This is a genomic window from Variovorax robiniae (genome assembly GCF_037889955.1).
GTDB lineage: Bacteria > Pseudomonadota > Gammaproteobacteria > Burkholderiales > Burkholderiaceae_C > Variovorax > Variovorax robiniae.
Window position 1 is genome coordinate 116,758 of record NZ_JBBKZS010000016.1, and the last position, 24,062, is coordinate 140,819.

Genomic DNA, 24,062 nt, shown 5'->3' on the forward strand with positions numbered 1-24,062 from the left:
TTGTTGAATTTCTTCTGAAAAAGCTCTCATGTCCGACGACAACCAGATCGAAGTTCCCCCGTCCTTCCTCGCCATCTACGCGGATGCACGCCAGCGCCTGAGCGAACCGATCAGCGTCGTGCGTGAGCGCTACGAGTTGTGCGAAGACCTGGCGCAGCTTCTCATCGACCAGGCGCAACGACTGCACCATGTGGCGGTGCCTTCCGAGGACGAGATCCTGCATCGCTGCCGCGACGGGCTGCTCACGACGGAGTCGGTGGTGTCCGCGGCGGAGGCGACGTGGATCGTGCGGCGGCTGGCGGAATTGCTGGACTGGCGCTGCCCGGACTTCCCGGACGCGTAGGCCAGCCAGCGTCAGGCAGCGCGGCCGTCAGCCCGCGTCGCGGCGCAGGTCCAGCAGCAGTTCGAGCTTTTGCGCAGCGCCCCAGGCCTGGCGCTGGAAGTCCTTGTGATAGCGGTCCAGCTCGGCCGCGGATTGCGCGGCGACACGGTGGGCTTCCTCGTGAGAGGCGGCGCGCATGTAGTAGACGAGGAATTCGCCCTCGGTCGTGATGTCCAGGAACACCGACTCGATCGACACGCCCTCGGCGACCAGCCGCTGCAAGGCATCGGCCCGGTGCGCCGCCATGTGCGCCGCCCATTCGCGCACGCGGGGCACCGCGCCGTTCTTGAGGCGAATCCGGGCACAGACAGGGACATGGGTCGAATTCATGGAGTGCATCGCTGCTTTGGGCCCCTTGGGCCTGTGGCTCCCTGCATCCCGACACGTCGGTGCAGTGTTCCACGTCAAGCCGGCGTCTGCAACGACTCCCAGGCGATGTCGGCACAAGTCCGATGCGCTATTCCTTGACCGACCCCGTCATCCCCGACACGTAGTACTCGACGAAGAACGAGTAGATGAAGGCTACCGGCAGCGAGCCCAGCAACGCCCCGGCCATGAGCGGCCCCCACTGGTAGACGTCACCCTGCACCAGTTCCGTGACCACGCCGACCGGCAGCGTCTTCACCTCGGAGGAAGAGATGAAGGTCAGCGCATAGATGAACTCGTTCCACGACAGCGTGAAGGCGAAGATGCCGGCGGAGATCAGCCCCGGCACCGCCAGCGGCAGCACGATCTTCACCAGGATCTGCCAGCGGTTGGCGCCGTCGATCAGCGCGCACTCCTCCAGCTCGGCCGGGATGGAGCGGAAGTAGCCCATCAGCAGCCAGGTGCAGAACGGAATGAGGAAGGTCGGGTAGGTCAGGATCAGGGCCCAGCGCGTGTCGAACAGGCCGAGGTTGAACACCACGTTGGCCAGCGGGATGAACAGGATCGACGGCGGCACCAGGTAGGCCAGGAAGATCGACAGGCCCACATGCTTCGCGCCCTTGAAGCGCAGCCGCTCGATCGCATAGGCGGCGAACACGGATGCCGCGAGCGACGCAAAGGTGGACACCACCGACACCAGCACCGTGTTCCACAGCCATTGCGGGTACGAGGTCTCGAACAGCAGCTTGTGGAAGTGCGCGAGGGTCGGGTTGATGACCCAGAAGGGATTGCCCTCGCGCGAGAGCAGCTCCGGCTCCGGCTTCACCGCCGTGATCGCCATCCAGTAGAACGGGAACAGCAGCACGATGAGGAAGACGACCAGCGGCAGATAAACCGTCACCACCTTCCGCGGCAAGGTGTCGAGGAAGCTCATGCCGACGGTGTCGACCTGGCTGGATTTGCCGCTCATTTGTCCGACCCTCCCTGTTGCCATGCGCGGCGCTGCAGCCCGAAATACGAGAACAGCACGCAGGCCAGCAGGAAGGGCACCATCGCGATGGCGATGGCCGCGCCTTCGCCGAGTGCGCCGCCCGAGATCGCGCGCTGGAAGGACAGCGTGGCCATCAGGTGCGTCGCATTCAGCGGGCCGCCGCGCGTGATGACGTAGATGAGCTGGAAGTCGGTGAAGGTGAACAGCACCGAGAAGGTCATGACCACCGCGATGATCGGCGTGAGCAGCGGCATCGTCACGTGGCGGAACTGCTGCCACGGCGTGGCGCCGTCGATAGCCGAGGCTTCGTAGTACGAGGGCGAGATGGTCTGCAGGCCGGCCAGCAGCGTGATGGCCACGAAGGGCACGCCGCGCCAGACGTTGGCGATGATGACCGCGATGCGCGCGTTCCACGGCGTGCCGAGGAAGTCGATGTACGCGTCGATCAGGCCCATCTTCATCAGCGCCCAGCTGATGATGGAGAACTGCGAGTCGTAGATCCACCAGAAGGCGATCGCCGACAGCGCGGTCGGCACGATGTAGGGCAGCAGGATGACGGCGCGGAAGAAGGTCTTGAAGCGGATGTTCTTGTTGAGCAGCAGCGCCAGCCACAGGCCCAGCAGGAACTTGAAGACGCTCGCCACCGCCGTGTAGAAGAGCGTGTTGAACAGGGCCAGGCGCGTGACCGCATCGCCCCAGAGGAACTCGTAGTTCTCCAGCCCGATCCATTCGCCGGCCCGGCCCACCTTGGTGTCGGTGAAGCCGAGCCAGGTGCCCAGGCCGAGCGGATAGGTCAGGAACACCAGCAGCAGCAAGGCCGCCGGCAGCATGAACATGAAGCCGAGGGCGTTGCGACTGTTCTGGATTCGCTGGAGCAGTGTCATGCGTTGTGCTTCATGAACTGGCAGCGCGCCACGAGGTCGCGCGCTGCCCAGGGGTCAGACCTTGTAGTAGCGTTCCGCGCGCTTCTGGGCGCGCTCGGCGGCTTCCTTCGGCGTCTTCGATCCGCTCGCGGCTTCTGCCACCATGTTGGGGATGATGAAGTCCGCGGCCGCGCCAGCCGAGGCATAGCCCAGCTTGCCGTCGTAGCCGGCCGGGCGCAGGTTCTTGACCGAGTCGCGGTACGGCGTGTTCTTCGGATCGGAAGTCCAGATCGAATTGGCCTCGTAGGCACGCAGCGGTTGCGCGACGTAGCCGCCGGCGCCCTGCAGCCACGCGTCGAACTGCTCCTTCTCCATCATGAAGCGCAGGAACTCCTTGGAGGCCTGCGGGTACTTGGTGTACTTCATGATCATCTGGTTGAAGAACAGGTGCGACTCCGTCGGCGTGCCGACCGGGCCGACCGGGAAGACGGCATGGTTGATGTCGGCGGCCATTTCCTTGACCTTCGGGTCCGGCGAATTCTTGGCGGCGTAGTAGACCGAGATGCCGTTGTTGGTGACGCTGATCTGGCCATCGAGGAAGGCCTTGTTGTTGTTCGGGTCGAGCCAGGAGAGCGTGCCGGGGATGAAGTTGGCGTACAGCTCCTTCGAGTACTCCAGCGCCTTCAGCGTCTCGGGGCTGTCGATGACGACCTTGTTGTTCTTGTCGACCAGCTTGCCGCCGAAGGCCCAGATCAGCCAGTTGGTCCAGGTGCTGTCGCCCGTCGCGTTGCCGAGCGCCATGCCGCCCGGGGTGCCCTTTTCCTTCAGGGCCTTGTACATCTTCAGGAAGTCGTCGGTGTTTTTCGGGAAGGTGTCGAAGCCGGCCGCCTTGACCATGCTTTCGCGGTACACCATGAGCGAGCCCGAGGCGCCGAGCGGGAGGCCCAGCCATTTCTTGCCGTCGGGGCGCATGAAGGCTTCTGCGGCGGGATACCAGCCACCGTATTTCTTGCCGAGGTATTCGGCCAGGTCGGTGCAATCGAGCAGCTTGTCCGGGTAGAGGTTGGCGTCGTCGTTGGTGGACAGGATGATGTCCGGGCCGGCGCCGGTGTTGGCGGCCACAGCGGCCTTGGGGCGAACGTCTTCCCAGCCTTCGTTGTCCACCCGCACCTCGATGCCGGTGGTGTCCTGGAACTTCTTGACGTTGGCCATGTAGGCGTCGATGTCGCCCTGCACGAAGCGGCTCCAGCGAAGCACGCGCAGCTTGGCGCCCTTCTCCGGCTTGAAGGTCATGTTCTGCGCTTGCGCCAGCGACGAGAACAGGATGGAGCCGGTGCCGACCGTGGCGGCGGCTGCGATGCCGGCGGAGCCTTTGAGGATCTTGCGGCGGTTGTTGAAGTCACTCATGGATGTCGTCTCCTGGGGGTTGAACGGGCCGGTCGGTGAAAGTCAATCTGCGCGGGGTCAGGCCACGAGGCGTTGGCCGTTGCTCGCGTCGAAGAGGTGCGCGCGTTGCAGGTCGGGTTGCAGCAGGATCGTGCTGCCGGGCGCGAAGTCGTAGCGCTCGCGGAACACGGCGGAGAGGTCGGCGCCTTCATGGCGGCAGGCCACGAAGGTGTCCATGCCGGTCGGCTCCATCACCACGACCTGCGAGGGAATGCCGCCCGATTGTGCGAGCGACAAATGTTCCGGTCGCGTGCCATAGACCACCGGTTGGCCGTCGCTGCCGCCCGCATGCACGGGCGCGTCGAGCCGCGTGCCGTCATTGAGTTCCACGTACGCGCCACTGCCGTTGCGGCGCAAGGTGCCGGGCAGGAAGTTCATCGCGGGCGAGCCGATGAAGCCGGCCACGAACTGGTTGGCCGGGTTGTCGTAGAGGTCCAGCGGGCTGCCGGTCTGCTCGATGCGGCCGTCGCGCATGACCACGATCTTGTCCCCCATGGTCATGGCCTCGATCTGGTCGTGCGTGACGTAGATCGAGGTGGTCTTCAGGCGCTGGTGCAGTTCCTTGATCTCGCTGCGCATGGCCACGCGCAGCTTGGCATCGAGGTTGGACAAGGGCTCGTCGAACAGGAACACCTGCGGGTCGCGCACGATGGCGCGGCCCATGGCCACGCGCTGGCGCTGGCCGCCGGAAAGCTGGCGCGGAAAGCGGTCGAGCAAGGGCGTGAGCGCGAGGATCTCGGCGGCGCGCTTGACCTTGGATTCGATGGTCGGCTTGTCGGTCTTGGCCAGCGCCAACGCAAAGGCCATGTTGTCGCGCACGGTCATGTGCGGATAGAGCGCGTAGTTCTGGAAGACCATCGCGATGTCGCGCTCTTTGGGCGGCAGATCGTTGACACGCTTGTCGCCGATGCGGATCTCGCCACCGTTGATCTGCTCCAGACCCGCGATCATGCGCAGCAGCGTGGACTTGCCGCAGCCCGAAGGCCCCACCAGCACTGTGAAGGAACCGTCCTGGATGTCGATGTCCACGCCGTGAAGGATGGGCACATCCCCGAAGTTCTTCTTCACCGCCTGGATCGTGACACTGGCCATTCAATGCGTCCTGATAGTTGCTGGGCAATCGTTTCCAACGGTTAACCCTATTCGCAGCCGCGCAGTATTGGCGGTGGGCCCTGGCAGCGCTATCAGGGCAAACCGTTACGCATTTACCCCCGGAAATTTGTATGATGACCAGATAACTACGACCCGCTCTTCCGCCCCCATGCGGACCTCTGCTCTTTCCGCCCCTCCCCCGCTCACCGTCGATCGCCTGTCAGACCGTCTGGCTGCGCGCCTGGGCGCGCAGATCGAGGCCGGCCAGCTGCGTCCCGGCGACCGGTTGCCGACCGAGCAGCAACTGGCCCTCGCCCATGGCGTGTCGCGCACGGTCGTGCGCGAGGCGGTGCACCAGCTCAAGTCGCGGGCGCTGGTGCAATCACGCCAGGGCTCCGGCGTGTTCGTGGCGCAGCGTCCGGTCAACCAGCCGCTGGTGTTCGATCCGGCAGTGCTCGACTCGGTGCAGTCCGTGGTGCATGTGGTGGAAGTGCGGCGTGTGCTGGAAGGCGAGATTGCCGCGCTGGCCGCTGAGCGCGCGACGCGCAGCCAGATCGCGGCCTTGCGCCGTGCGCTCAAGGGCATCGACGATGCGGTGGCCGCAGGCCACGACGGCGTGGCGGAAGACCTCGAGTTCCATCGGGTCATCGGCGAGGCCACGGGCAACCCGCAGTTCCGCCTGCTGCTCGGCTTCCTGGAGCAATATTTGCGCGAGGGCATGCGCATCACGCGCGGCAACGAGGCCCGTCGCGCCGACTTCATGGTGGCCGTGCAGGCCGAGCACCGGGCCATCTACGAGGCCATCGCGGCGCGCGACCCGGTCGCTGCGCGCCACCATGCGAACGAACACCTGATCCGCGGCGAGCAACGGCTCGTGGAAGGCGGAATCATCCATGGCAGGCGCCGCCAGGCCGCTGTCAAGGCAACCCATCAACTCAAGGAGACCCCATGAAGATCATGATCACCGGCGGCGGTGGCTTCGTCGGCGCGCGGCTCGCGCGCACGCTGCTGCAACGAGGCACGCTGGCCGGGCAGACCATCGACCGCATCGTGCTGACCGACATCGCACCGCCACCGGCCGACCTGCTGGCCGATGCGCGCGTCGAGGCCCGCACCGGCCCGCTGCTCACGCAGACCGATGCGCTGCGCACCGAAAGCTTCGACGGCATCTTCCACCTGGCCTCGGCCGTGTCGGGCGAGTGCGAGCTGGACTTCGACCTCGGCATGCGCTCCAACCTCGACAGCACGCGGGCGTTGCTCGATGCGATTCGCGCCAACGTCACGGCCGGCGGCAAGGTGCCGCGGCTGGTGTTCTCCAGCTCGGTAGCGGTGTTCGGGCCGGATGCGGCGGTGCCCATGCCCAAGCTGGTGTCCGACGACACGCTGCCCGCGCCGCAGACTTCCTATGGCGTGCAGAAGCTGATCTGCGAACACCTGCTGGCCGACTACACGCGCAAGGGCTTTGTCGACGGCCGCGCCGCGCGGCTCATGACGGTCACGGTGCGTCCGGGCCGGCCGAATGGCGCCGCCTCGTCCTTCTTCAGCGGCATCATCCGCGAGCCGCTGGCGGGCGTGGAATCGATCTGCCCCGTCTCGGCCGACGTGTCGCATCCGATGTCCTCGCCGGGCCGCACCATCGATGGCCTGATCGCTGTCTACGAAGCCAGCCGCGAGGCCTTCCAGGGCCGGCTCGCGCTCAACCTGCCATCGATCAACGTGCGCGTGGGTGACATGCTCGATGCGTTGGAAGAAGTAGCTGGCGCCAAGGTGCGCGGCCTGGTGCGCTTCGAGCGCGACGAACGCATCGCCGGCATCGTGGCCAATTGGCCGACTGGCGCGAATGCTGCGCGAGCAGCCAAACTGGGTCTGCACCCGCATGACAATTTCGCCGACATCATCCGGCAGTACGTGGACGACTGTTCGAAGCTTCCGACCGCGAATGAAACCCTGAAGGGAATGAACTGATGAAAACCGACAAGAGCGACAAGAAGTCCAAGGCCGCCAACAAGGCCAGCACCAAGCCCACCAGCAAGCCCTCGAAGGCCAAGGCCGTCAAGGCGAAGGCCGCCGGCCTGCGCTCGCAAGCCTGGTTCGACAACCCCAACAACGCCGACATGACCGCGCTCTACCTGGAGCGCACCATGAACTTCGGCCTGAGCTTCGACGAGTTGCAGTCGGGCCGCCCGATCATCGGCATCGCCCAGACCGGCTCCGACATCGCGCCCTGCAACCGCCATCACATCGTGCTGGCCGAGCGTGTGAAGGAAGGTATCCGCGACGCGGGCGGCATCGCCTTCGAATTCCCGATCCACCCCATCCAGGAGACCTGCAAGCGCCCCACCGCCTCGCTCGACCGCAACCTGCAATACCTCTCGCTGGTCGAGATCCTGTACGGCTATCCGATCGACGGCGTGGTGTTGACCACCGGCTGCGACAAGACCACGCCGGCGCAGATCATGGCCGCGGCCACGGTCGACATTCCGGCCATCGCACTGAATGCCGGCCCGATGCTCAACGGCTGGTTCAATGGCGAGCGCACCGGCTCCGGCACCATCGTCTGGCGTGCGCGCGAGATGATGGCCGCGGGGGAGATCGGCTACGAGGGCTTCCTGAAGCTGGTGGCTTCGTCGGCGCCCTCCACCGGCCATTGCAACACCATGGGCACGGCCTCGACGATGAACTCGCTGGCCGAGGCACTGGGCCTCACACTGCCCGGCAGCGCCGCAATCCCCGCGCCCTACCGCGACCGCCAGGAGATGGCCTACATGACCGGCAAGCGCATCGTCGAGATGGTGCGCGAGGATCTGAAGCCCTCCGACATCCTGACGCGCGAGGCTTTCGAGAACGCGATCATCGTGAACTCGGCCATTGGCGGCTCGACCAATGCGCCGATCCACCTGAACGCGATCGCGCGGCACATCGGGGTGGAACTGACCACCGACGACTGGGAAAAACACGGCTACAAGGTGCCGCTGCTGGTGAACCTGCAGCCGGCCGGCGAGTACCTCGGCGAGGACTTCTATCGCGCCGGCGGCGTCCCCGCCGTGGTCGCCGAACTGGTCGCCAAGGACAAGATCAAGCCCGCGATGACCGCCAACGGCAAGACGCTGAAGGACAACTGCGAAGGCCAATTCACCAGCGACCGCAAGGTGATCTTTGCCTACAACAAGCCGATGAAGAAGGACGCCGGCTTCCTCAACCTCAAGGGCAACCTGTTCGACTCCGCGATCATGAAGACCAGCGTGATCACCGACGAGTTCCGCAAGCGCTACCTGGAAAACGAGAGCGACCCGATGGCCTTCGAAGGCACGGCCATCGTGTTCGACGGCCCGGAGGACTACCACCACCGCATTGACGATCCGAAGATGAAGATCGACGAGCACAGCGTGCTGTTCATGCGCGGCGTGGGGCCGGTCGGCTATCCGGGCGCGGCGGAAGTGGTGAACATGCGCGCGCCGGACTACTTGCTGAAGAAGGGCGTCACCGCACTGCCCTGCATCGGCGACGGTCGGCAGTCGGGCACCTCGGGCTCGCCGTCGATCCTCAACGCCTCACCGGAAGCCGCGACCGGCGGCAACCTGGCGCTGGTGCAGACCGGCGACCGCGTACGCATCGACCTGAAGAAGCGCACGGCCAACATGCTGGTGTCGGACGAAGAGCTGAAGCTGCGCCGCGAGAAGCTCGACGCGGCCGGCGGCTACAAGTACCCGCCGAGCCAGACGCCGTGGCAGGAGATCCAGCGCAGCGTGGTGGCGGAACTGTCGGAAGGGATGGTGCTGAAGCCGGCGGTGAAGTACCAGCGGATTCACGCGACGTTTGGAGTGCCGCGCGACAACCATTGAAGAAGGCGCGAATCTTTCTACTGCGGCCACCGATCTCGGGCCCTCGCTACGAAATCTTCGCACCTTCTTGCGCGCCCGCTTGCTCGCTGACTATTTGCGGACCGCGTTGGGACGAAGCAGAGCCTCAATCGGATCGCAGGTCGCCGCGATGCTGTGCCCCTGGTACCAGTCGAAGGCCGCGCGCGACATGCGCGCGACTTCGGCGGGGGCCGGATCGGTGGACGGGATGCCCTTGAGGTACTGCACGCCGGGCGCGAGGCCATCGTAGGCGCCGTTGTTCGGCGACAGCAGCACGGGCACCGCGCCGTGCGCGCAATAGGAGTTGAAGATGCCGCTCTTGGCCACGTCGTGCGGCGAGTAGGCCACCACGCCATAGGTTGCGCTGCCCATCAACGCCTGGATCTGCTCGACCGACAGCCGTCCATGCTCGACGACGCCGTGCGCCTTCAGCATGGCCGCGACTTCCGCATCTTTCACGGGCGAGCCGATGTCGTGGATTTCCAGCCCGCTGGCGGCGGCCCAGCGAAAGAGCTCTTCGCCACCCGCGCGCCAGGTGTTGACACGCACGGGCGCGGTGCCGAACACGATCAGCTTCTTCTCGCGTACCGTCGGCAATTCGGCCAGCTCGCCGACCGTGGAATAGATCGGCATCCAGAGGTGCGGCAGGTGGCCGGCCTCCTTCTCCAACCAGTCGTGGATGTAATGGGTGTTGGAGATCCAGAACTCGGAGCGCTTGGCCAACTGGCTCGCGATGTAGCGCTGCGCGCGCCAGACCCAGAACACCGATGAGGTGATGCGGGTGGGGACGGCATAGGCCTCGTGCATGAACACGCCGAAGCGCTTCATGCGCGGCTTGTTGCGCTTGACCCAGTTCAACAGGTGGAAGGGGGCACCGTAGCGCGAATAGCCGTAGCCGCTGACATGCAGCAGCACGGCATCGCCGTCGACGTTGAGATCCTTGCGATAGCCGAGCACGCGGGCGTTGCCCATGCGCTCGGCCATCGCGTGGGCATAGTCCATCACGCCGCCGGGCTCGTCGGGAATGACCATCGAGATGCGGTCGCCGAGGCTTTGGTCGCTCGCGGGCATGCCGGGGATGGAGAACTGGGAATTCTGGAGGTTGGGCACGGTTACCGGGGGGTGTTCTGCGCATCCGGGGGCACGGTCACGCGGTTGCGGGGCTCTGTCGGCCATCGGTGCGTGCTCCCTTGTGAAGCGGGAAATGATAGCCGCGGCCCCTCGATTCGCAGCCCGCGCGCGGAGCACGCCAGTCCCGGGTTCATGACAAAAGTCTGCCGACGCGACGCGCGGTGCACGAGCGCGTCGCTTCGCCCTCAGCCATCCGGCCCCAACTGTCCCGCCACCGCTTGCAATTCCTCGGAAAACGCCAGCACCTGTCGCGCGTCCAGTGAATAGGCCATGGTGGTGGCACCGACCAGCAGCAGGACCATCGCGCGGCCGGGTTCGCCTTTCATCACGGCCATCGCGCTGGCGTCCACCGGACGCAAGGTCAGCGTGCCGTCGCCGGCAAAATGCCGCGGCAGCGCCCGGATCTCGCCGGAGGCAATCGACACCTTGGCCAGCATGTGCGTGAGCTTGCTGATTTCTGCCACCGGCACTTCGAGCGGGACCGCGCCGTCCTCCGTCTCAAGGGTGATGTTGAAGGTCAGCCCATCGTCATGAAGCGAAGCATTGCTGAGGCCGGTGTACTTGCGAGCGTTCATGCGGTCAGTGGTCGCGCCTCGGCGGCGGCGTTGAAGGTGCGGCCGCATCTCGCGCACGCACCTCGTCGATGCGCTTGGCCGTGAATTGCGCCGACATCTCCAGTTTCTTGAGGTCGCGCTGCGAGAGGGCATCGTTCTCCGCGAAGCTGAAGCAGCACAGCGTGCCGTACACGCTTCCGTCGCTGAGTACCACCGGCACGCTGAGATAGCTGCCGATCGGGAAGGGCAGCTTCGGCAGGCCCTGCGTGGCCGGGTCGGTGGCCCAGTGCTTGACCATCTGCGGCAGCCTGCCGTCAACGACGCGCTGGCAGAAGGTCACTTCGAGCGGATGCGACTGCCCTTCCTCGAACACGCGCTTGTCGGCATCGGCCTCGATGCGGCGGAACACGCGATGGCCGTCGACGAACTCGGAGACGAACACCACGTCCATGTTGAGTTTGGAGCGCAACAGTTGCAGCACCTCGGTGACGGCGCTGCTGAGAAGCGCGTCGCCGCCCTCGGCGGTGGCGACGAGCAATTCGGACACCCGGACCTCGAAGGCATCGGGCGAATAGTCCGCGGAATGTAGTTCGTACATATGCTTTTCGGCCGGCCACCGAAGGCAAACGCTCGGCCAGCCCTTTTGTCCTTCCCTTGATTCCCACGTTTGCCGACCGAGCAATGTAGCCTGCTCAGCGCCGATGCGCGCGCCCTGGCTCACACGTAGCGCGGAATCGGCCCGTTCTGCGGCGTGGTGTCGTCCCCCAGGTCCAGCGCCACGCGGTCGACATAGCACCAGCCCCAGCCCTCGGGCGGGTCGTAGCCTTCGATGATCGGGTGCTGCGTTTCGTGAAAGTGCGCCGTGGCATGGCGATGCGGCGAGCTGTCGCAACAGCCGACGTGCCCGCAGGTGCGACACAGCCGCAGGTGCACCCAGCGGCCGCCGGTCTTCAGGCATTCCTCGCAACCCAGGGCGCTCGGCACCACGCGCGCGATGCCGCCGGTGTGCGTACAGTGCTTGCTCATGTGACATTTCTCGGGTGTGTCTGCTGAGGGTGCCATGTTCCCATGCGGGCAGCGAACCGGCCAGTCCGTTTGGCGGGCACGCGCCTTGCAGATGCCTGTTGGCCTACGCCAAGTCCCGCAGGCCGTCCATTTCGGCTTTTGCCGCAATATCGCAAAGTACTGCTCTTTGCCTGGAGCCTCGATGCCAGACCCCGGCCACACCCCGGTGCCCCACGCGCCCTACGCGCTCGAAGAAGGCGCTCCGCACCCGCTCGGCGCGACCTACACCGGTCGCGGCGTCAACTTCGCCGTGTTCTCCGCGCATGCCACAAAGGTGCAGGTGTGCTTCTACGACGAGGCCGGCACCACCGAACTGGGCTGCGTCACGCTGCCCGAATACACCGACGAGGTCTGGCACGGCTTCGTGCCCGGCCTCTTGCCCGGCACGCGCTACGGCCTTCGCGTGCACGGCCCCTACGAGCCCGAGAAGGGCCATCGCTTCAACCACCACAAGCTGCTGCTGGACCCCTATGCCAAGGCGCACATGGGCGAGCTGAGGTGGGGCCCCGAGTTGTTCGGCTACACCGTCGGCCATCCCGATGGCGACCTCAGCTTCGACGAACGCGACAGCGCGCCCTTCATGCCCAAGTGCGTGGTGGTCGACTCGCGCTTCCAGTGGACGCAGACCGATGCCGTTCGCGTGCCGTGGAACCGGACCGTGCTCTACGAGACGCATGTGCGCGGCTTCACGATGCAGCACCCTGGCGTGCCGGAACACATGCGCGGCACCTTCGCCGGCCTGGCCCGCGACGAAGTGCTCGACCCGATCCGCGAACTCGGCGTGACCAGCGTCGAGCTGCTGCCGATCCAGATGTTCCTCAACCAGCCCTTCCTCACCGACAAGGGCCTGACCAACTTCTGGGGCTACGACACCATCGGCTTCTTCGCGCTCGACCAGCGCTACATGGACGGGCCGAACATCGACGAGTTCAAGCACATGGTCGACCGCTTCCATGCCCACGGGCTGGAGGTGATCCTCGACGTGGTCTACAACCACACGCCCGAGGGCAACGAACTGGGCCCGACGCTGTCCTTCAAGGGCATCGACAACGCGAGCTACTACCGCCTGATGCCAGGCACGGGCAATGGCGACGGCCCCGGCCCGCGCTACTACATCAACGACACCGGCACCGGCAACACGGTCAACCTGAGCCACCCGCGCGTGCTGCAGATGGTGACGGACAGCCTGCGCTACTGGGTCAGCGAGATGCACGTCGACGGCTTCCGCTTCGACCTGGCCACCATCCTCGCGCGCGAGCCGCACGGCTTCGACGAGGGCGGCGGCTTCCTCGACAGTTGCCGGCAGGACCCGGTGCTCTCCAGCGTCAAGCTCATCGCGGAGCCCTGGGACATCGGGCCGGGCGGCTACCAGGTCGGGCGCTTTCCGCCGGGCTGGGCCGAATGGAACGACAAGTTCCGCGACAACGTGCGCGCCTTCTGGAAGGGCGACGAAGGCATGGCACCGGCGCTCGCGCAATGCCTCACCGCGAGCGGCGACCATTTCAACCACCGAGGCAGGAGGCCGTGGGCCAGCATCAACTTCATCACCGCGCACGACGGCTTCACGCTGGCCGACACGGTGAGCTACAACGACAAGCACAACGAAGCCAACGGCGAGGACAACCGCGACGGCCATTCGCATAACCGCTCGTGGAACTGCGGCGTCGAAGGCGTGACCGACGACGCCGAAGTGCTGGCCCTGCGCGCGCGTCAGCAGCGCAACCTCCTCGCGACGCTGCTGCTGTCGCAAGGCACGCCGATGCTGCTGGCCGGTGATGAATTCGGCCGCACGCAGCAGGGCAACAACAACGCCTACTGCCAGGACAACGAGATCAGCTGGATCGACTGGGCTGCTGCCGGTTCGGAACCCAGCCGTGCGTTGCTGGACTTCACGCGCCACATCATCCGGCTGCGCAAGGACTACCCGGTGCTGCGCCGCAACCGCTTCATGACCGGCGCGGTCAACCAGGCCACGAAGCTGAAGGACGCGACCTGGCTCACGCCCCACGGCACCGAGATGGCCCCGGCACATTGGCACGATGCGCGCACGCGCTGCTTCGGCCTGCTGCTGGAAGGCAGCGTGCCGGGTTCCTCACTGCCGCAACCGGCCACCGACGCCAGCGTGCTGATGGTCTTCAACGCCTGGGAAGGTGCGCTGGAATTCAAGATGCCGCGACGCGGCCGGGCGCGCGGCAAGACCTGGACGCGGGTGGTGGACACGGCGCTGGAGACGCAGGAGGAAGACACCTTCCGGCCCGGGCATCTCTACATGGTCACGGGGCGGTCGATGCTGGTGTTTCACTCGCCGTAGCTCGCAACTGCGCTTGCCGTCACGCTGGCCGGCGCACTTGGCGGTCGTCGATTACCCACAGAGCCTTGAGCACGAATGGCAGCGAGGTTGTAGACCCATTCAGCTGCTCTCACGTAGTCGCTACGGTGGTTGGCTTGCTGCGTTCGCTATCCAGCGTGAGCGTGTCCAAGGCCTTGAAGTGCCCTTCGTCCAGAGCGAGTTCTACCTCTGCGCACCCAGAGTGAAGCTTGGCTGTGAGCTCATAGAGCAGCAAAAGCAGTTGCTGTTTGGACTCTTCTTCCCCTGAGTCCTGGACTTTGATTGCCAGAATGGATGGCAGGCGCAGCATATGAGCCCGCCTTGCTTCATTCGTCAGTCGTCTGTAGGCTTGAGCTGCTTTCGTGACCAGCATCATCCGAACATGATTCGAAAAGAGACCGTCGATGGCGACAGCCACGGCAATTGCAATTCCGATGAACTGTGCATATTCGGACAGGCGACCAGAGGAAATGGCCAGCGCGCCAAACACCGCAATGGCCTTCAGTCCGTAGGCCAGCAGGCGTCGGAGGAAGGAGCTCAGTTGTAATGGCCAACGGGCTTTCTTCGCCTCGGTGAAAGCCGCTTCAAATGCGTTCTGGGCGACCTCCAATGGATTAGTTGTCATGTGGCCCTACCTCGCCATGGCAACCAGGGCCTTGGCGCTATCGTCTCCGTCACCTACTTCAACCTGAAACCTCACGACATCGCCCTCCAAGTCTCGAATCTCGATTTCAAGGCCTCCCTGAGCGCGAGAGAAAAGGCGCTCGCTCGCTCGAATCTCGATAGTCTCGCCCCATTGAATTGCATAGGAGCCGCACTCGGCGCACGGCCGATATCCCGGTGGTCGCGGCGAGGTGACGAAACATCGAACGTGAACTTCGGCAGGCACTTGGCTGGTCAAAGTGAAAGCTCGACTTTCGCCGGCACTCATTGGACTGGTGTCGAAGTCGTACCGGATCGCCATGGATTTGCCCTCCAACGCGTTGGATCCAGCACGGTAGTCGAGCGTTTCCGAGTCGGCCATATGTCAGAAGGCCGACACCGGCGTTTGCCGCTTCAATTGCCGACACCCGTCACGCTGAATCGGCCGCCAAGCTTGTCTCGTTCCCACCCAGCGATTTCACGCGCCAGCCAACGCAAACTGGAAGTCGTCAGGCATTCCAGTCAGATTGCTCCGCCGTCGGGGGCGCGAGCGACGATGCTTTACCAGCCGCGTCAATCCACCTTCGCGCCCGAGGCCTTCACCACCACGCCCATCGCATCCCAGTCACTTCGCAGCAGTTGCTGGAACTCGGCCGCCGTCTGCATGCGCGGCTCCACGCCGAGGCGCGCAAAGCGCTCCTGGATGGTCGGGTCGGCCAGCACCTTGTTGACGGCGGCGTTGAGCTTGTCGACCTCGGCCTTCGGCGTGGCCGCGGGTGCGAGCAGGCCGATCCACGAATCGAAGGAATAGCCGGGCAGGCCGCTCTCCGCCACCGTCGGCAAGTTGGGCAGGAAGGGGCTGCGCTGCGTGCCCGTCGTGGCCAGCAGCTTGATGCGCGCATCGGTCTGGAAGCCGATCACGCCAATGCTCGACGAGATCACCGCCTGCACGCGGCCGGCCAGCAGCTCGTTGACCGCCTCGCCGGTGGACTTGGTCGGGATGTGCGTCATCTGCAGGCCGGCCTTGGCCAGGAAGGACGCCATCGCCAGGTGCGTGGCGCTGCCGTTGCCGGCCGAGGCGTAGTTGTACTTGCCGGGGTTGGCCTTGACCTCCTTGATGAAGTCCGCCGTGTTGCCGACGTTCATCGCGCTCGACACCGCCAGCGCATAGCCCGCATTGCCGAGGTTGGCGACGCCGACGAAGTCCTTCAGCGGGTCGTAGCCCAGCTTGCTGTAGAGGTGGCCGGCGATGTGATGGCTGGCAGCGGCGAGCACCAGCGTGTTGCCGTCCGCGGGCGCCTTCGCAACGAGTGCCGCGCCCACGCTGCCGCCGGCGCCGGCACGGTTCTCCACCACCGTGGTCGCGCCCAGTGCCACGCCCAGCTCGCTGTTGAAAGCACGTGCCACCGTGTCCTGCACGGCGCCGGTGCCGAAGGGCACGATGATGTGGATCACGCGCTGCTGCGCGAAGGCTGGGAGGGCTGCAGCGGCGGAGGCGGCAATGAAGGAACGACGGTCGAGCGCGAAGGGCATGGCGGGATGCTTCTTTCTGCGAGAGAGTGGAACGGGTTCAGGCACCGACAGCCAACCAGCGCTGCGCCAACTTGACGAAGTAGCTGGCACCGATCGGGATGATGTCGTCGTTGAAGTCGAACGAGGTGTTGTGGATGATGCAAGGCCCGGGCCCGTGGCCGTCCATGCGATGGTCGCCATCGCCGTTGCCCAAGAAGGCGTAGCAGCCTGGCCGCACCATCAGCATGTGGGCGAAGTCCTCGGCGCCCATCACGGCGGGCCAGTCGTCGGTGACCATGTCCGCGCCCACCACCTCTCGCATCACGCTGGCGGCGAAGCGCGCCTCGTCCTTGTGGTTGACCACCGGGGGCGAGGCGCGGATGAAGCTCACCTCGGCCGTGCAGCCATGCGCCTCGGCCACGCCCTTGGCAACGGTGCGCAGGCGCTCCTCGATCTTGTCGAGCGCATCGATGGAGAAGGTGCGCACGGTGCCGCCGACGGTGGCCAGGTCGGGGATCACATTGGGCGCGTCGGAGCCTTGCAGTTGGGTGACCGCGAGCAGGGCGCGCTCGGTGCTGGCGATGGTGCGCGGCACGATGGTCTGCAACTGCTGCGCCAGGGTGACCACGGCGGCGACCGGGTCGATGCCCGTGTGCGGCATCGAGGCATGCGTGCCCCGGCCGCGCATCGTGACCTTGTAGGTGTTGCTCGACGCCATCAGCGCGCCTTCGTTGAGCGCGAAGCGGCCGACCTCGCCTACGGGGAAGTTGTGCAGCGCGAACACCGCGTCGCAGGGGAAGCGATCGAACAGGCCGTCCTGGATCATCTTTTTCGCGCCGGCCTTGCCCATCTCCTCGGCGGGCTGGAAGATGAAGTGGACCGTGCCGTCGAAATCATGAGGGCCTTGCTGCGACAGGTGCCATGCGGCCGCCAGCAACATGGTCGTGTGGCCGTCATGGCCGCAGGCATGCATGCGGCCGGCATGGGTGGACTTGTGCGGGAACTCGTTGGCCTCGTGCAGGGGCAGGGCGTCCATGTCGGCGCGCAGGCCGATGGTGCGGGTGCTCGTGCCCTTGCGCAGCACGCCGACCAGGCCGGTGCCGGCAATGCCGCGATGGACTTCGATGCCCCATTCGGCGAGCAACTGCGCGACCTTTTCCGAAGTGCGGTGCTCCTCGAAGCCAAGTTCTGGGTGGGCATGGATGTCGCGGCGGATGTCGATGAAGCGGGCGACGTTGGCGAAGGAGTCGACGATGTTCATGAGGGGTGGTGATCGGGAGGTGCGGAAGATTTTGCCGAGGATGCCCGCACGCTGCACCAGCGCAGACCCTTGCCGCCCGATGATTGAAGGGCGCGGTCGCGCCGCAATGGCAAGGTGAGCTACGCGCGAGTGGTGTCGAGCGCCAGCACCGCTTCGGCCACGCGCGCAATGCCCTGATCCGAAAGTTCGTCCGCTACCACCTGGCACCGCTGCGCCCAATGGCTGAAATGGCGCGCCTGCGACCGCGCGTAATGGGGGTCGTAGTGCAGCCGCATCAGTTCATCGAACAGCGGTGGCAGCGAATGATCGCGCGCCCAGGCCTGCCAGCGCGTGACGGTTTCCTTGCCCTGCATTTCCTTGAGCTTTCCGAGTTGCGTCGCGAGCGCCTCGCCGTCGTCGCCGAGGTAGGCGTAGTCGCGCAGCAAGTAGGCCAGGCGTGCCTCGGGCGTGGCCACGATCTCGATGCAGTCGGCGGCCCGCATGCGCTCGACCAGCGGGATCGGCAGGGCGATGCGGCCGATGCGCGGGCTCTCTCCTTCGACGTACACGACACGCGCCAGGTCGAAGGCTTCGAGCACCGTGGCCATCTGCGTTTCGAAGGCCTTCTGCGAGGGTTGCGGCACCCCGGGCAAGGCGCCGAGCAGGGAGCCTTTGTGCCGTGCCAGCCCTTCCAGGTCCAGCACCTGCGCGCCGCGCGACGCCAGGGCTTGCAGCACGCGCGTCTTGGCACTGCCGGTAGCGCCACAGATCACCCGCAGGCTGAGCCGCGGAAGGCACGCGGCCAGTTGGTCCAGCACGTGGTGCCGGAAGCTCTTGTAGCCGCCCGCCAGTTGCTGCGCATCCCAGCCGACCAGCCGCAGCCACGTCACCATCGATCCGCTGCGCAGCCCGCCGCGCCAGCAATACACCAGCGGCTTCCAGCCCGGCGGCTGATCGGCAAAGCGCTCGCGCAGGTGCCGCGCCAGGTTGGCTGCCACCATCGCGCCGCCCACGCGGCGTGCTTCGAAGGCGCCGGTCTGCTTGTAGATCGTGCCGACGATGCGGCGCTCCTCGTCGTCGAGCACGGGGCAGTTGATGGCGCCGGGGATGTGGTCGAGCGCGAACTCGGCCGGCGAGCGCGCATCGATCAGCAAATCGAATTGGTGGCGATCGGCGACGGTGACGGGGCCGCGGTGGGTCATGGGTTTATTCTCCGCGCCATGGAACAGCTTGCGCTCACACGTTTTTCCCACGGCGGCGGTTGCGGCTGCAAGATCGCGCCGGGCCTGCTCGCCGAGATCCTCGCGCGCGCGCCGCAAGGCCTGGTGCCACCGGAACTGCTGGTCGGCACCGAGACCAGCGACGATGCCGCGGTCTACCGCCTCAACGACACGCAGGCGCTGGTCGCCACCACCGACTTCTTCACGCCGATCGTCGACGACCCCTTTGACTTCGGCCGCATCGCCGCGACCAATGCGCTGTCGGACATCTACGCGATGGGCGGCACGCCGATCATGGCGCTGGCGCTGGTCGGCATGCCGATCGACAAGCTGCCGCCCGAGGTGATCGGCCGCGTGCTGGAGGGCGGCGCCAGCATCTGCCGCGAGGCCGGCATCCCGGTCGCGGGCGGGCACAGCATCGATGTGCTGGAGCCGATCTACGGGCTGGTCGGGCTGGGGCTCGTTCATCCGGAGCGCGTGCGCCGCAATTCGGCGGCGCAGGCGGGCGACGTGCTGGTGTTGGGCAAGCCGCTGGGCGTGGGCATCCTGTCGGCGGCGCTCAAGAAGGGGCTGCTGGACGCGGCCGGGTACGCGGAAATGATCCGGCACACGACCCAGTTGAACCGCGTGGGCATCGAGCTGGCGGGCCTCGACGGCGTGCATGCGATGACCGACGTGACCGGCTTCGGGCTGGCCGGCCATCTGCTGGAAATCTGCCGTGGCTCGGGGCTGTCGGCCGAGGTGTCGCTGGGTGCGCTGCCGCTGATCGCGAGCGCCGTACCGTTCGCGCAGCAGGGCATCGTCACGGGCGCGTCGGGGCGCAACTGGGCGGGCTACGGCGGGCAGATCGCATGGCCCGGAGCGGCGTCGGACTGGCAGCGCGCGCTGGTGTCGGACCCACAGACCAGCGGCGGGCTGCTCGTCAGTTGCAAACCCGATGCAGCGCCAGACGTGCTCGACGCGTTCCGCCGCGCGGGCTTTGCGCAGGCCGCTGCCATTGGCGCGTTGCATCCCGTGCCCGCCGGCGAAAAAGCCGGCGCGACCTTCCACCCCTAGCCTTGCGGGACAATCCCCCCATGCAAATCACCAAAGACACCGTCGTCACCCTCCGCTACAAGGTCGCGGATGCCAAGGGCAAGCTCATCGAGGAGAGCAAGGACCCGATGGTCTATCTCCACGGCGGCTACGGCAACACGCTGCCCAAGATCGAGGCCGCGCTGGAAGGGCGCCAGCCCGGCTACCAGGTCACGTTGGAACTCAAGCCCGAGGACGGCTTCGGCGAGCGGGACGAGTCGCTGGTGCGAACCATCCCCAAGTCCGAGTTCCCGCCTGGCGTGAAGGTCGGTGGCCAGCTCGAAGGGCGCAACGACAAGGGCGAGCCGCAGGTCTTCAACGTGGTCAAGATCAAGGGGCCGGTGGTGATGCTCGACGGCAACCATCCGCTCGCGGGCATGGACCTGCGCTTCAGCCTCAAGGTGACCGAGGTGCGCGCCGCCTCCGAGGAAGAGATCGCGCACCGCCATGTGCATGGCGAGCATGGCCACCACCATTGATCGGCCTCCACCCATGACCACCCTCGACCCCAAGCGCTCCGCCCGCGCGGCCGACCAGAAGAAGATGCCGCTGTGCGCCAGCTGCGCCGGCATCCAGCGAAACTGGCGCAAGGCGCCGGGCCATGCCGAGCTGGTGCAGCAGTCCACCCGCAAGGAGGAGCGCGAGGGGCATTCGGTGAACGTCACCACCTATCGCTGCGACGCCTGCGGCACGAAGTGGGAGTACGAGAACGACAAGACCAACCAGAAGGCGGGTTGGTCGGTGGTGGGGCAGTAGCGTGCCATCGCGCGGTGCCGATCCCATGCGCATCCGCGACTTCCGACCCGGCGCCGACGAAGCCGCTCTTCGCGCCGTCTTCCGCGCCTCCGTCCACCAGATGGGCACGGCCTGGTACACCCCGGCGCAACTCGAAGCCTGGGCGCCGCAGGACTACGACCTCGCCGAATGGGCGGAGCGGCTGCGCAGCAACCGGCCCTTCGTCGCCGAATTCGCAGGGCGCATCGCCGGCTATGCCGACCTGCAGGACACGGGCCTCATCGATCATTTTTTCGTGGACGGCGCATTCGGCGGCTGCGGCGTCGGGACCGCGCTGATGGCGCATCTGCACCAGTCGGCCCATGCACGCGGCATCGGCGAGCTTCACGCGAACGTCAGCCTTTCCGCCGAAGGCTTCTTCATCCGCTTCGGCTTCGTCGTCGAACAGCGCCAGCAGGTCGATGTGCGTGGCGAACGCCTGCGCAACGCGCGCATGCGCAAGCTGCTCGGCACCTCACCTACGACCTGAACGCGCTCACCCGATCCAGCACCGCCCGCACCACACTCCATGCCGCGAGCGCGGAGGTCTTGGGGTTGTCCGGCGAGGCCAGGTTGTGCGAGCAGAAGTCGAGCCGGCCGAAGGCGCCCGAGGCTTCGATGTGATGCACGTTGCAGTCCACGCACGGGTCGGCGATGAGGGTGACGCGGGTCTTGTCGAGGCCCAGGCCGGACAGCGCGATGGTGGCCGCGACGTTGGCGTTCTGCGGATACTTGAGCGCCGCGTCGCGCGCGCTGCCTTCGAAGATGACGGTGGGCGAGGTCAGCTTGTCCAGCGCCCCTTGCGCCTCGGCGGGTGTGCCCTCCCAGGCCGCCGGTGGCTTGCGGCCGGTGTAGTGGACGCGGTCGAGCCCGCCGACGGCCGCTGCCGCCAGCGCGTCCAGCGAGCCGATCGCCCCGCTCATGAGTTGCGCGGTGGTACCGCCCTGCTGCGCCGCGCCGCGCACCGCCGCCTGCACCTGCGGCGCCGCCAGCGCGCCGACCGAGCAGATGAAGCAGGGCACGCCGTTGCGCAAGGCCGGCACCACATGCTGGGTCACGGCGGCCTCGCCGGCCATCTCGATGACGAGGTCGCAGTAGTCCCTGGGCACGGAGGCATGCACCGGCACGTCGTTCCAGGTGCGGCTCGACGTATCGGAGCGCACAACGGCCATGATCTCGAGCGCGTTGTGATACGGCGCGAGGCGGTTGTAGACCTCGGTTGCAATGGCACCGGCACCGATGAACGTCACATGCATCATGTCAGGTCCTTCGCTTCGGGGACCGTGCGAACAGCACCAGCGCAATACCGCCGAGGATCGCCGCGGAGCAGGCGATTAAGCGCGGTGTGATGGCTTCCGTCAACATCAGCGCGCCGCCCACTGCGGCGATCAGCGGCACCGACAACTGGACCGTGGCGGCGCGCATCGCGGAAAGATGGGATAGCGCGGCGTACCAGATCACGTAGCCCACGCCCGAGGTGATCGCACCGGACGCAACGGCCAGTGCAATGCCGGTGGCGTCCGCATGCACGCCCGCAATGAACAAAAGGTTGAGCCCCAAGGCCAGCGGCGCCGCCCACACGAAATTGCGCGCCGTGGCAGCCAGCGGATCGGCCACACCACGACCGCGCAGCGAATACACGCCCCAGGCCACGCCGGCCGCGGCCATCAACGCGGCGCCCAGCGGCGACGGCGCGGTGACGCCCGGCGACACCAGGTAGACGAGCCCGCCCACGGCCAGCGCCAGGCCCGCCAGCGCCACCTTGTCGAAGCGCTCGCCCGCGTACAGCCCCGCACCGAACATCGTCAGCTGCACCGCGCCGAACAGGATCAGCGCCCCCGTGCCGGCCGACAGGCTCAGGTACGCGAATGAAAAGCAGGCCACGTAGGCGAACAGCATCAGCGGCGCAACCCGGTCGACCGGGCCACGCGATGCAGGCTGCGAACGCATCCGCACGATGAGCGCCAGCGCCAGCGCGCCCGACACCAGCCGGATGCTGCCGAAGCTCGCCGGGTCGACGCCGCCATGCTGCAGCGCGGCCCGGCACAACAGCGAGTTGGCCGCGAAGGCGAGCATCGCCGCGATGGTGAGCGCGATCGTCCGGAGGTTTGGCATGGGGTGCCGATCTTGCCGCCTGCACGCCCGCGCGCAAAGGGATAGATTGCGGGGCTTCCTTCATCGCAAGCAAGACAAGGATTCATCCCATGGAACATCGGCGTCTCGGCCACTCCGGCCTGCGCGTGCCCGCGCTCAGCTTCGGCACCGCCACCTTCGGCGGCGGCAACGACTTCTTCAAGGCCTGGGGCGCGACCGACGCGGGCGGCGCGTCACGGCTCATCGACGTGTGCCTGGACCACGGGGTGTCGATGTTCGACAGCGCCGACGGCTACTCGTCGGGGCTGGCCGAGGAGATCCTCGGCGCGGCCATCAAGGGCAAGCGCAACCGGCTGCTGATCTCGACCAAGGCGACCTTTCCGACGGGGGACGGGCCGAACGACTATGGCTCTTCACGGCAGCACTTGATCGACGCGGTCGACAAGGCGCTGACGCGGCTGGGCGTCGAACACATCGACCTGCTGCAACTGCACGGGCAGGACTACAACACGCCGGTGGAGGAGACGCTGTCCACGCTCGACCAGATCGTGCGCTCGGGCAAGGTGCGCTACATCGGCTGCTCGAACTTCTCGGGCTGGCATTTGATGAAGTCGCTGTCCGTGTCGGACCGCCATGGCTGGCCGCGCCATGTGGCGCACCAGGCGTACTACTCGCTGCTGAACCGCGACTATGAGTGGGAGCTGATGCCGCTCGGCCGCGACCAGGGCGTGGGCGCGGTGATCTGGAGCCCGCTGGGCTGGGGCAAGCTCACCGGCAAGATTCGTCGAGGCCAGCCCGCGAAGCCCGGCACGCGGGCGCATGACATCGCCGGCACCGGGCCGAAGTTCGAGGAGGAGCGGCTGTTCCGCATCGTCGATGCGCTGGATGCGGTGGCGAAGGAAACGGGCAAGACCATTCCGCAGATCGCCTTGAACTGGCTGCTGCAACGGCCGACCGTGACCAGCGTGATCATCGGTGCGCGAGACGAGGCGCAACTGCTGGAGAACATCGGCGCCGTCGGGTGGAAGCTAAGCACCGAGCAGATCGCGGTGCTCGATGCGGCAAGCGATGTGGCGGCGGCTTATCCGGTGTGGCACCAGCGGGGGTTTCCGATGCTCAACGAGCGGGGTGGGATCAGTTGAGGCTGGCCCCGGCCGGGCTCGCCAAATGGCGCATCGCCTGGCAATCGAGTACCCGGCCACTTTCGCGTTTGCTGGGTACGCGAAAAGCCACGTCCATCGGCTCACGCCCGGCCGCGGACCATGTCGAGCAGGCGACCCACGATGCGCTCGCCATCGGCCCGCAGGCCGTTGTGCGCGTACTCGTTGGTCACCCAGGCCCGCAGTCCACGAACGCCACGGGCCGTCTCCTCGGCAAATGATCGCTCCACGTAGACGTCGTCGACGTACACGGTCGCTGCCACCGGG

Annotated in this window: 26 protein-coding genes; 10 read left to right on the top strand and 16 right to left on the bottom strand. The window is 66.4% G+C overall.

From position 1 onward, the window contains the following. Positions 1 to 28 precede the first annotated feature (28 nt). Positions 29 to 343, top strand: a complete 315-nt coding sequence (locus WKW79_RS27790; protein WP_340338461.1) for a hypothetical protein — start codon at positions 29 to 31, stop codon at positions 341 to 343. 27 nt (positions 344 to 370) lie between these two features. On the opposite strand, the gene WKW79_RS27795 is transcribed toward WKW79_RS27790, so the two are convergent. The 5 genes from WKW79_RS27795 to WKW79_RS27815 all read right to left on the bottom strand — a co-directional run bounded on the left by WKW79_RS27795 (position 371) and on the right by WKW79_RS27815 (position 5,140). Further along, positions 371 to 712 (bottom strand): DUF6176 family protein, encoded by a 342-nt coding sequence (locus tag WKW79_RS27795; RefSeq protein ID WP_340338462.1) that lies wholly within the window; start codon positions 710 to 712, stop codon positions 371 to 373. Positions 713 to 839: 127 nt separating this feature from the next. Continuing rightward, a complete protein-coding gene (locus tag WKW79_RS27800) occupies positions 840 to 1,718 on the bottom strand; it encodes a carbohydrate ABC transporter permease (RefSeq protein WP_340338463.1) in 879 nt (292 codons plus the stop codon). Beyond that, positions 1,715 to 2,617: a carbohydrate ABC transporter permease gene (locus WKW79_RS27805; protein WP_340338490.1), complete on the bottom strand. Its 903-nt coding sequence runs from the start codon at positions 2,615 to 2,617 to the stop codon at positions 1,715 to 1,717. The genes WKW79_RS27800 and WKW79_RS27805 overlap by 4 nt, the downstream gene beginning before the upstream one ends. A 60-nt stretch (positions 2,618 to 2,677) precedes the next feature. After that, entirely contained in the window at positions 2,678 to 4,009 is a 1,332-nt protein-coding gene (locus tag WKW79_RS27810) for an ABC transporter substrate-binding protein (RefSeq protein ID WP_340338464.1), read from the bottom strand. Between the two features lie 57 nt (positions 4,010 to 4,066). Then, a complete protein-coding gene (locus tag WKW79_RS27815) occupies positions 4,067 to 5,140 on the bottom strand; it encodes an ABC transporter ATP-binding protein (protein WP_340338465.1) in 1,074 nt (357 codons plus the stop codon). 169 nt (positions 5,141 to 5,309) lie between these two features. On the opposite strand from WKW79_RS27815, the gene WKW79_RS27820 reads away from it, so the two are divergent. Genes WKW79_RS27820 through WKW79_RS27830 form a run of 3 tightly spaced genes read left to right on the top strand, consistent with a single transcriptional unit; the run spans position 5,310 to position 8,982 of the window. Continuing rightward, positions 5,310 to 6,092, top strand: a complete 783-nt coding sequence (locus tag WKW79_RS27820) for a FadR/GntR family transcriptional regulator (protein ID WP_340338466.1) — start codon at positions 5,310 to 5,312, stop codon at positions 6,090 to 6,092. Beyond that, positions 6,089 to 7,105 (top strand): D-erythronate dehydrogenase, encoded by a 1,017-nt coding sequence (gene denD / locus WKW79_RS27825; protein WP_340338467.1) that lies wholly within the window; start codon positions 6,089 to 6,091, stop codon positions 7,103 to 7,105. The genes WKW79_RS27820 and denD overlap by 4 nt, the downstream gene beginning before the upstream one ends. Next, a complete protein-coding gene (locus WKW79_RS27830) occupies positions 7,105 to 8,982 on the top strand; it encodes an IlvD/Edd family dehydratase (protein ID WP_340338468.1) in 1,878 nt (625 codons plus the stop codon). The genes denD and WKW79_RS27830 overlap by 1 nt, the downstream gene beginning before the upstream one ends. Before the next feature lie 90 nt (positions 8,983 to 9,072). On the opposite strand, the gene WKW79_RS27835 is transcribed toward WKW79_RS27830, so the two are convergent. The 4 genes from WKW79_RS27835 to WKW79_RS27850 all read right to left on the bottom strand — a co-directional run bounded on the left by WKW79_RS27835 (position 9,073) and on the right by WKW79_RS27850 (position 11,711). After that, complete coding sequence (locus tag WKW79_RS27835; protein ID WP_340338469.1) at positions 9,073 to 10,110, bottom strand: hypothetical protein; 1,038 nt, start codon at positions 10,108 to 10,110, stop codon at positions 9,073 to 9,075. Between the two features lie 206 nt (positions 10,111 to 10,316). After that, the gene (locus WKW79_RS27840; RefSeq protein WP_340338470.1) at positions 10,317 to 10,706 is read right to left on the bottom strand and encodes a hypothetical protein; all 390 of its coding nucleotides are present in this window, start codon (positions 10,704 to 10,706) and stop codon (positions 10,317 to 10,319) included. A 4-nt stretch (positions 10,707 to 10,710) separates the two neighbouring features. Then, positions 10,711 to 11,283: a GAF domain-containing protein gene (locus tag WKW79_RS27845; RefSeq protein WP_340338471.1), complete on the bottom strand. Its 573-nt coding sequence runs from the start codon at positions 11,281 to 11,283 to the stop codon at positions 10,711 to 10,713. Positions 11,284 to 11,402: 119 nt separating this feature from the next. After that, positions 11,403 to 11,711 (bottom strand): UBP-type zinc finger domain-containing protein, encoded by a 309-nt coding sequence (locus WKW79_RS27850; RefSeq protein WP_340338472.1) that lies wholly within the window; start codon positions 11,709 to 11,711, stop codon positions 11,403 to 11,405. 181 nt (positions 11,712 to 11,892) lie between these two features. Here WKW79_RS27850 and glgX point away from each other — a divergent pair, with 181 nt between their 5' ends. Continuing rightward, on the top strand, positions 11,893 to 14,061 hold the full coding sequence (glgX, locus tag WKW79_RS27855) for a glycogen debranching protein GlgX (RefSeq protein ID WP_340338473.1): 2,169 nt from the start codon (positions 11,893 to 11,895) through the stop codon (positions 14,059 to 14,061). A gap of 109 nt (positions 14,062 to 14,170) precedes the next feature. Here the strand turns inward: glgX and WKW79_RS27860 are convergent, their stop codons facing one another. The 4 genes from WKW79_RS27860 to mnmH form a co-directional block, all read right to left on the bottom strand. Further along, entirely contained in the window at positions 14,171 to 14,704 is a 534-nt protein-coding gene (locus WKW79_RS27860; RefSeq protein WP_340338474.1) for a hypothetical protein, read from the bottom strand. 590 nt (positions 14,705 to 15,294) lie between these two features. After that, complete coding sequence (locus WKW79_RS27865; protein WP_340338475.1) at positions 15,295 to 16,254, bottom strand: tripartite tricarboxylate transporter substrate-binding protein; 960 nt, start codon at positions 16,252 to 16,254, stop codon at positions 15,295 to 15,297. Positions 16,255 to 16,291: 37 nt separating this feature from the next. Further along, positions 16,292 to 17,494 carry a M20 aminoacylase family protein gene (locus WKW79_RS27870; RefSeq protein ID WP_340338476.1) on the bottom strand — a complete coding sequence of 401 codons (1,203 nt, stop codon included), beginning with the start codon at positions 17,492 to 17,494 and terminating at the stop codon, positions 16,292 to 16,294. 119 nt (positions 17,495 to 17,613) lie between these two features. After that, positions 17,614 to 18,675 carry a tRNA 2-selenouridine(34) synthase MnmH gene (gene mnmH / locus WKW79_RS27875; protein WP_340338477.1) on the bottom strand — a complete coding sequence of 354 codons (1,062 nt, stop codon included), beginning with the start codon at positions 18,673 to 18,675 and terminating at the stop codon, positions 17,614 to 17,616. An 18-nt stretch (positions 18,676 to 18,693) separates the two neighbouring features. Here mnmH and selD point away from each other — a divergent pair, with 18 nt between their 5' ends. From selD to WKW79_RS27895, 4 genes are read left to right on the top strand one after another with little or no spacing between them, the layout of a single operon-like run. Continuing rightward, on the top strand, positions 18,694 to 19,749 hold the full coding sequence (selD, locus tag WKW79_RS27880) for a selenide, water dikinase SelD (protein WP_340338478.1): 1,056 nt from the start codon (positions 18,694 to 18,696) through the stop codon (positions 19,747 to 19,749). A 20-nt stretch (positions 19,750 to 19,769) separates the two neighbouring features. Continuing rightward, a complete protein-coding gene (locus tag WKW79_RS27885) occupies positions 19,770 to 20,246 on the top strand; it encodes an FKBP-type peptidyl-prolyl cis-trans isomerase (protein WP_340338479.1) in 477 nt (158 codons plus the stop codon). 13 nt (positions 20,247 to 20,259) lie between these two features. After that, positions 20,260 to 20,523 (top strand): hypothetical protein, encoded by a 264-nt coding sequence (locus tag WKW79_RS27890; protein WP_340338480.1) that lies wholly within the window; start codon positions 20,260 to 20,262, stop codon positions 20,521 to 20,523. Positions 20,524 to 20,548: 25 nt separating this feature from the next. Beyond that, entirely contained in the window at positions 20,549 to 21,031 is a 483-nt protein-coding gene (locus WKW79_RS27895; protein WP_340338481.1) for a GNAT family N-acetyltransferase, read from the top strand. Here the strand turns inward: WKW79_RS27895 and WKW79_RS27900 are convergent. Together WKW79_RS27900 and WKW79_RS27905 are read right to left on the bottom strand one after the other, a co-directional pair. Continuing rightward, entirely contained in the window at positions 21,021 to 21,800 is a 780-nt protein-coding gene (locus WKW79_RS27900) for an aspartate dehydrogenase (RefSeq protein ID WP_340338482.1), read from the bottom strand. The genes WKW79_RS27895 and WKW79_RS27900 overlap by 11 nt on opposite strands. Position 21,801: 1 nt before the next feature. After that, positions 21,802 to 22,656 carry a DMT family transporter gene (locus tag WKW79_RS27905; RefSeq protein ID WP_340338483.1) on the bottom strand — a complete coding sequence of 285 codons (855 nt, stop codon included), beginning with the start codon at positions 22,654 to 22,656 and terminating at the stop codon, positions 21,802 to 21,804. Positions 22,657 to 22,745: 89 nt separating this feature from the next. On the opposite strand from WKW79_RS27905, the gene WKW79_RS27910 reads away from it, so the two are divergent. Then, the gene (locus WKW79_RS27910; protein WP_340338484.1) at positions 22,746 to 23,777 is read left to right on the top strand and encodes an aldo/keto reductase; all 1,032 of its coding nucleotides are present in this window, start codon (positions 22,746 to 22,748) and stop codon (positions 23,775 to 23,777) included. 101 nt (positions 23,778 to 23,878) lie between these two features. Here the strand turns inward: WKW79_RS27910 and WKW79_RS27915 are convergent. After that, on the bottom strand, positions 23,879 to 24,062 hold a 184-nt coding region (locus tag WKW79_RS27915; protein ID WP_340338485.1), incomplete at its 5' end, for a hypothetical protein.